Genomic DNA, 7,163 nt, shown 5'->3' with positions numbered 1-7,163 from the left:
TGCACGTCGAGGTCCCCACCGGCACCGCCCGCATCGAAGACGGCCCCGAGATCCCCGCCACCACCGCCGAACGGCTGGCCTGCGACGCCCGGGTACAGGCACTCCTCGATGACCGGCGAGGTAACCGAATGTACTTCGGGCGCACCCGCCGCCTCGCCAGCCCCGCCCAAATCGCCGCCCCCACCCCGGACTGGGACGGCAACCGCCTGGATCCAGAACCCATCCTCGACGTGCTACTACCCCGCCGAATCACCGCCGCCGCCTGACAGCGGCGTTCCGCGGGACGCACCGGGACGGCCTGACGATTCACGGCCGACAGCGGACCGGGTTCGTGGAGCGTTCCACGCGGAACGGCGCCCCGGTTGACGATCCGGGTGAGCGCGCGCCGGTACCCCGAACACTTCGTGGCCACCGGTGCCGCGACCGTGCGACTGCGCTACGGCGGCACCGGCCGGCCCGAGCGCCGGTATCGCTGGAGCGGCTGATCGACACCTGACGTAGGGTCCCGAACCGGACATCAGACAAGATGCGGCGAGGGGGCGGCGTGCTTCGACGACGGGACGTCCTGCGGACCGCGGGCGTCGGAGCGCTCGCCGGGCTCGCCGGCTGCGCGCGTTCCGGGGACGGACCGGACGGCGACCTGCGGCTGGTGCTGGCCAACCACGTGTGGGGGAACGCGATCCGCAAGCGGGTCGGCGAGTTCGAGGACCTCGCGCACCGGCGGGTGGTCATCTCCACGATGACGGCCGACCAGGTCTCGTCCACCTACAACGTCAAGCTCAACGCGAGTGCCCCGGACATCGACGTGATGATGTACCGGCCGCTGCAGGAGCAGTTGCTCTTCGCCCGCAACGGCTGGCTCGCCGATCTCACCGACCTCGTCGTCGGCGACGCGGAGTACGACTGGGCCGACGTGCAGGAGGGCGCGCGCGAGCGGGTCACCACGGAGGGCCGGGTGTTCGGGGTGCCGATCGTCACCGAGCGGTCCGCGCTCTACTACCGGCGCGACCTGGTGCCCGACGGCCCGCCCACCACGCTCGAGGAGCTGTTCTCCACGGCGGAGCGGCTGCACGACCCGGCCAGCGACATGATCGGGTTCGCCGGGCGCGGCCAGCGCAACTTCGCGGTGAGCCAGTTCTCCAGCTACCTGTACTCCTTCGGCGGCGACTTCATCGTCGACGGCCGCTCCGGGATCGCCACACCTGAGGCGCTGGCCGCCTACGAGTACTACGGGCGGCTGCTGCGCGAGGCCGGGCCGCTCGGCGTCACCAACATGAGCCTCGAGCAGATCACGCCGATCTTCGCCCAGGGCAAGGTCGCGTTCGTGATCGACGCCGACTCGGTGTACACCAACTTCGTCGACCCGAAGACCTCGCTGGTCGGCGACCGGACCGGGTTCGCCCCGTTCCCGGCCGGGCCTGCCGGCTCCCGGCCGTACAACATCGCGTCCTGGGGCCTCGCGGTCAACGCGTTCTCGCCGCGGCGCGACGCCGCGTGGCAGTTCCTGCGCTGGGCGTCGAGCCCGGCCACCGTGCTCGCGATGCAACGCGACGGAATCCCCGGTGCGCGGACGTCCGCGTGGCAGAACCCGGACGCGGGGGCGGGCTTCCCGCCGGACCTCGCCGCGTCGATGGCGGCCGGCACCGCCACCGGGGTGCCGCGCGACCGGCCGGACGTGGTGCAGGTCGGGCGCGCCCGCGACATCGTCGGCCGCCCGATGGTGGCCGCAATCCTCGGTGAGGACTTCGTGGCGGAGGCGCGCGACACCTCCGACGAGTTCGACGACTTCCTCGTCCGCGACGCCCGGCAGCGCCAGATCTGAGGGGGAGGTTCTGATGGCTCGAACGTTGGAGCAGGAGAACCGCCGTCTCAAGTGGACGATGATCGCCCCGGCCGTGGTGTTCATCGGGCTGATGGTCGTGTTCCCGCTGGCGTACACGGCGTGGCTCAGCCTGACCGACGCGTTCGGGGCGGTCAACGCCGATACGAGGTTCCTCGGCCTGACGAACTACACCGACGCGCTGGGCGACACCCGCCGGTTCTGGCCCGCTGTCGGGCGGACGTTCGTCTTCACCGTGGCCGCGGTGGTCCTCGAACTGGTGCTCGGGATGGCGCTGGCGATGCTCCTGCGCCGCCCGTTCCGCGGCATGCGCTGGATGCGCACGATCCTCATGGTGCCGCTGCTCGCCACGCCCGTGGCCGTCGGCGTGGTGTGGATGCTCATCCTCGACCCGACCGTCGGGATCGCCAACGCGATCCTCGGCCTGGTCGGCATCCCGCCGCAGCCGTTCCTCGGGTCGGTGGCGCAGTCGCTGCCCACGCTGATCCTGATCGACGTGTGGCAGTGGACGCCGATGATGACGCTCCTGCTGCTCGCCGGGCTCACCACGCTACCCGAGGAGCCGGAGGAGGCGGCGCTCGTGGACGGCGCCTCCGCGTGGCAGCGGTTCCGCCTCGTCACGCTGCCGATGCTCGGCACCACGATCGTCACCGCGCTCGTGCTGCGCAGCGTGGACGCGCTCAAGACGTTCGACCTCATCTACGCCACGAAGGGCGCGGGCGGCGGCTCCAGCTACGAGGCCGAGACCCTCAACGTCTACGCCTACGGCATCACGTTCGACTACTCGGAGTACGGGCTCGCCGCGGCCGTGCTCGTCCTGTTCACCGTGCTGATCATCGGGATCGTCGTCGTCCTCAGGCTCCGATCGGAGAAGGCCGGATCATGACCGCCACCCTTTCTCGGCCCACGGGAGCGGCCGCCCCGTCGCGCGGCCCCGACCCGCGCAAGCGCCGCCTCGAACGCCTGCGGCTCACCGCGGTCGTGCTGGTCAGCCTCGTGTTCGCGCTGCCGCTGGTCTGGATGGTGCTCGCGGCGTTCAAGACGAACGTGCAGATCAGCAACACCGCCGACGCCGTGGTCTTCACCCCCACGCTCGACAACTTCCGCACCGTCTTCGACGAGGGTGTGTTCCTCCCCGCGATGGTGAACTCGATCATCGTGGCCGTCGTGTCGACGGCGCTGTCCGCGCTGATCGCGGTGCCCGCGGCGTGGGCGATCGGGCGCTTCGGGATGCGCCGGGCGGGCAGCTGGGTCCTGATCGCCCGCATCATCCCGGCGATCTCGCTCCTGGTGCCCTGGTACTACGTGTTCGCCCGGCTGGAGCTGGTGGGCGGCTACACGGTGCTGGTGCTCTCGCACATGTTCGTCTCGGTGCCGCTGATCACCTGGATCATGATCGGCTTCTTCGAGGGCCTGCCGGTGGAGCTGGAGGAGGCCGGCCGCGTCGACGGGCTCTCGGCGTTCGGCGCGTTCCTGCGGATCTCGCTGCCGCTCGCCACCGCGGGCACGGCCACCGCGTGCGTGCTCGCCACCGTGTTCAGCTGGAACAACTTCATCTTCGCGCTGATCCTCTCCGACGAGAACACGAAGACGCTCCCGGTCGCCCTGTTCAACTTCATCTCCTACGCGAGCATCGACTGGGGCGGCCTGATGGCCGCGTCCACGCTGATGAGCGTCCCCGTCGTGCTCGCCGCCGTCTTCGGGCAGCGCTACCTCATCGCCGGGCTCACCGCCGGTGCCACCAAGGGATAGGCCACCAAGGGATAAGGAAGGACCTCCATGCGGATCGCCGGCGCGGACGTCATCGTCACCTGCCCGGGACGCAACTTCGTCACCCTCGAGATCACCACCGACGACGGCCTCGTCGGCTACGGCGACGCCACGCTCAACGGCCGCGAGCTGGCGGTGGCGAGCTACCTGCGCGACCACGTCGTCCCGCTGCTCGTCGGCCGCGACGCGCACCGGATCGAGGACACCTGGCAGTACCTCTACCGCGGCGCCTACTGGCGGCGGGGGCCGGTGACGATGGCCGCGATCGCCGCCGTCGACGTGGCGCTGTGGGACATCAAGGCCAAGGCCGCGGGCATGCCGCTCTACCAGCTGCTCGGCGGGGCGAGCCGCACCGGGATCATGGCCTACGGGCACGCGAGCGGACGGGACCTGCCGGAGGTGCTGGACTCGGTCCGCGCCCGCCGGGAAGAGGGCTTCCGCTCCATCCGCGTGCAGTCCGGCGTGCCCGGCCTGGACACGATCTACGGCATCGGGAACCCCCTCGACCGCACCGGGCTGCCCACCGAGGAGGTCTGGGACACCCGCGCGTACCTCCGCCACCTGCCGACGGTGTTCGAGGCGGTCCGGAACGAGTTCGGCCCCGAGCTGCCGCTGCTGCACGACGTGCACCACCGGCTCACCCCGATCCAGGCGGCGAAGCTCGGCAAGGCGCTCGAGCCGTACGACCTGTTCTGGATGGAGGACTGCACGCCCGCCGAGAACCAGGAAGGTCTGCGCCTGGTGCGCGAGCACACCACCACCCCCCTGGCGATCGGCGAGGTGTTCAACTCGGTCTTCGACTACCAGACGCTCATCCGAGAGCAGCTCATCGACTACGTCCGCTCGGCCGTGACCCACACCGGCGGGATCACCGCGATGCGCAAGCTCTTCGACTACGCGGCCCTGTACCAGGTGAGGTCCGGGATCCACGGACCCACCGACATCTCCCCCGTCGGAATGGCCGCGGGCCTGCACCTCGACCTCGCGATCCACAACTTCGGCATCCAGGAGTTCGCGCCGCACACGACCGAGACCTACGAGGTGTTCCGCCGCTCCTACACGTTCGACGACGGCTACCTGCACCCCGGCGAGACCCCCGGCATCGGCGTCACCGTCGACAAGGAGGCCGCGGCGACGTTCGAGTACCGGCCCTCCTACCTCCCGGTGAACCGCCTCCGCGACGGCACCGTGCACGACTGGTAGGCCGGCTTCACACAGGGCCGGCCTCGTGTGAAGCCCGGGCTGGGTCTATGAAGTCGCGCCCGGGGCCATCGGCTACAGCGCGAGCACCGTTTTCAGGCGGCCTGCCGTCGGCCTGCAGGCCGCCGCGTAGGCGGCAGCCGCGTCCGTGGCGGGACGCACGTTCGTGACGAGCTGTTCGGCCACGTGCGGGAACCGCTCCAGGTGCGCCAGCGCCCGGCCCAGCACCGCACGCCGCTCCTTGGTGAGGCCGCCGATGATCCGCAGGTTCCGCCGGACCACCGCGTACACGTCGATCGGGTAGGCGTCGCGCACCGGGATGCCGAAGCAGTAGACGGTGCCGCCGTCGGCCACGGCGCGCACGGCGTCGCCCACGGTGGCGGTCTGGTGCCCCACGGCCTCGACGATCACGTCCGGCCGGTCGGCCGGGCCGAGCGACTCCGACCACGGGCGGCTGCCGGTCACCAGCACCTCGTCGAGGCCGAACGCGGCGGCGTGGGCGGTGCGGTCGACCGGGTCGACGCCGACGACCGTGGCGGCGCCCCGCTGCCGCAGCTCCCACGCGAACAGCAGGCCGATCGCCCCGAGGCCGAGCACGGCGGCCCGCTTGCCCCGCAGGTCGCCCAGCTGGTCGACCGCGTACATGACGCAGGCCAGCGGCTGCGCCGCGACCGTCGTCGGACCGGGCCCGTCCGCCGTGACCGGGTGCAGGCCGGAGCCGAGGGTGACCACGAGTTCGGCCAGCGCGTCCGACGCCGACGCCCAACCGACCACCCGGTCCCCGGCCGCCACCCCGGGATCGCGGGAGGCGTGCACTCGCCCGACGATCTCGTGCATCGGGAAGCCCGGCGGCGCGCTCGCGAGCCGCCCCGGCTCCACCACCGGCCGCCCACCGGCCCGGAAGTACGGCAGGTCGCTGCCGCAGATGCCGCCGTGTTCGAGTGCGACGAGGACCTCACCCGCTCGCAGGTCGCCCGCGGCAGGCGCGGGCACCTCCACCGGCTGTAGCGTCCCCGGACCGGTCAACTGCTGCGCCCACACATGATCTGCCTACCCCGCCACCACACCTGCTGCCAAGCCTGCGCCTGAGCACCCGCAGTCCTGGACCCCGCTGATCCGGAAGAGGTGGTTCGATGACCACACTGCACGACATCCTGCAGCGCCACGTCGACGACGGGACGGTGCCGGGCGCGGTGGCGCTCGTGGCCCGCGGCGACCAGGTCGAGGTCGAGGCCGTCGGGTCCATGACCGTCGACGGCGGCGCGGCGATGGCCCGCGACTCGATCTTCCGCATCGCGTCGATCACGAAACCGATCACCGCGGCGGCCGTGCTGATGCTCGTCGAGGACGGCCGCATCGCGCTGGACGAGCCGGTGGGCACGTGGTTGCCGGAGATCGCCGAGCCGACGGTGGTGCGCACGCCCTCCGGTCCGGTCGACGACGTGGTCCCGGCGGTCCGGCCGATCACGGTGTTCGACCTGCTCACCAACCGCGCCGGGTACGGGTTCCCCTCGGACTTCTCGCTGCCGCAGGTGCAGCGGCTGTTCACGGTGCAGACCGACGGGCGCGAGGTGCAGCTGCGACCGCACACCGACGAGTGGATGGCGGCGCTGGGGCGGATCCCGCTCCTGCACCAGCCCGGTGCGGCGTGGCTGTACGACACGTGCTCCGACCTGCAGGGCGTGCTGATCGCCCGGGCCAGCGGCCGGACGCTGCCCGACTTCCTGGCCGAGCGGGTGTTCGAACCGCTGGGCATGGTCGACACCGGGTTCGTCGTGCCGGCGGGCAAGCGCGACCGGTTCACCAGCTACTACAAGCCCTCTCCCGACGGCGACCTGGAGCTGGCCGACGGACCGGACGGGCAGTGGAGCCGCCTCCCCGCCTTCCCGGCCGGATCGGGCGGGCTCGCCGGCACCGTCGACGACTGGTTCCGCTTCGCGCGGATGCTGCTCGCAGGAGGCGTCGCAGAAGGTGCCGCCGGAGGCCGACGGCTGCTGTCGGCCGAGTCGGTGCGGCGGATGACCACCAACCACCTGACCGACGCCCAACGCGAGGCCAACCCCGTGTTCCTGGAGGGTCAGGGCTGGGGCTTCGGCGGTGGCGTCGACGTGGTGCCGACCGACCCGTGGAACGTGCCGGGCCGGTACGGGTGGACCGGCGGCACCGGCACGTCCGCCCACGTCGTGCCCTCGACCGGCGCGGTCCACATCCTGCTCACCCAGCGCGGCGTCGTCGGCCCCGAACCGGTGCCGATGATGCTGGACTTCTGGCGCTACTGCGCGCCCCGTTCGGCGTCGAGGTGACGCCGCCGGCCCGACCGCACGGGCTCCCGCTCAACGGTGTCGGCGCGGGA

General features: G+C 71.7%; 7 protein-coding genes and 1 pseudogene. 7 read left to right on the top strand and 1 reads right to left on the bottom strand.

Annotation, left to right across the window (positions count from 1 at the left end):
• The 6 genes and pseudogenes from ABEA81_RS33270 to manD form a co-directional block, all read left to right on the top strand.
• On the top strand, nucleotides 1-266 hold a 266-nt coding region (locus ABEA81_RS33270), incomplete at its 5' end, for a hypothetical protein (RefSeq protein WP_345610672.1).
• A gap of 105 nt (nucleotides 267-371) precedes the next feature.
• A pseudogene (locus tag ABEA81_RS33265) lies at nucleotides 372-485 on the top strand (two-component system response regulator); the annotation flags it as partial.
• Nucleotides 486-544: 59 nt separating this feature from the next.
• Nucleotides 545-1,822 carry an ABC transporter substrate-binding protein gene (locus ABEA81_RS33260; protein ID WP_345610671.1) on the top strand — a complete coding sequence of 426 codons (1,278 nt, stop codon included), beginning with the start codon at nucleotides 545-547 and terminating at the stop codon, nucleotides 1,820-1,822.
• Nucleotides 1,823-1,835: 13 nt separating this feature from the next.
• The gene (locus ABEA81_RS33255; protein WP_345610670.1) at nucleotides 1,836-2,726 is read left to right on the top strand and encodes a carbohydrate ABC transporter permease; all 891 of its coding nucleotides are present in this window, start codon (nucleotides 1,836-1,838) and stop codon (nucleotides 2,724-2,726) included.
• Nucleotides 2,723-3,592, top strand: a complete 870-nt coding sequence (locus tag ABEA81_RS33250; RefSeq protein ID WP_345610669.1) for a carbohydrate ABC transporter permease — start codon at nucleotides 2,723-2,725, stop codon at nucleotides 3,590-3,592. Before ABEA81_RS33255 ends, ABEA81_RS33250 begins: the two co-directional genes overlap by 4 nt.
• Nucleotides 3,593-3,619: 27 nt before the next feature.
• A complete protein-coding gene (manD, locus tag ABEA81_RS33245; protein WP_345610668.1) occupies nucleotides 3,620-4,813 on the top strand; it encodes a D-mannonate dehydratase ManD in 1,194 nt (397 codons plus the stop codon).
• A 72-nt stretch (nucleotides 4,814-4,885) separates the two neighbouring features.
• Here the strand turns inward: manD and ABEA81_RS33240 are convergent, their stop codons facing one another.
• Nucleotides 4,886-5,809, bottom strand: coding sequence for a zinc-binding dehydrogenase (locus ABEA81_RS33240; RefSeq protein WP_345610667.1), 924 nt, complete (start codon nucleotides 5,807-5,809; stop codon nucleotides 4,886-4,888).
• Nucleotides 5,810-5,943: 134 nt separating this feature from the next.
• Here ABEA81_RS33240 and ABEA81_RS33235 point away from each other — a divergent pair, with 134 nt between their 5' ends.
• On the top strand, nucleotides 5,944-7,113 hold the full coding sequence (locus ABEA81_RS33235; RefSeq protein WP_345610666.1) for a serine hydrolase domain-containing protein: 1,170 nt from the start codon (nucleotides 5,944-5,946) through the stop codon (nucleotides 7,111-7,113).
• The last annotated feature ends 50 nt before the right edge of the window (nucleotides 7,114-7,163 follow it).

This window comes from Pseudonocardia adelaidensis (assembly GCF_039543345.1).
Classification (GTDB): Bacteria; Actinomycetota; Actinomycetes; order Mycobacteriales; family Pseudonocardiaceae; genus Pseudonocardia; species Pseudonocardia adelaidensis.
The sequence above is the reverse complement of the archived record's forward strand: the minus strand, read 5'-3'. Positions and strand labels throughout refer to the sequence as shown.

What these genes read in the sequence shown, in the direction of transcription:
- ABEA81_RS33250 (WP_345610669.1), top strand. Translation starts at nt 2,723, where the DNA reads ATGACCGCCACCCTTTCTCGGCCCACGGGAGCGGCCGCCCCGTCGCGC.
- manD (WP_345610668.1), top strand. Translation starts at nt 3,620, where the DNA reads ATGCGGATCGCCGGCGCGGACGTCATCGTCACCTGCCCGGGACGCAAC.
- ABEA81_RS33255 (WP_345610670.1), top strand. Translation starts at nt 1,836, where the DNA reads ATGGCTCGAACGTTGGAGCAGGAGAACCGCCGTCTCAAGTGGACGATG.
- ABEA81_RS33235 (WP_345610666.1), top strand. Translation starts at nt 5,944, where the DNA reads ATGACCACACTGCACGACATCCTGCAGCGCCACGTCGACGACGGGACG.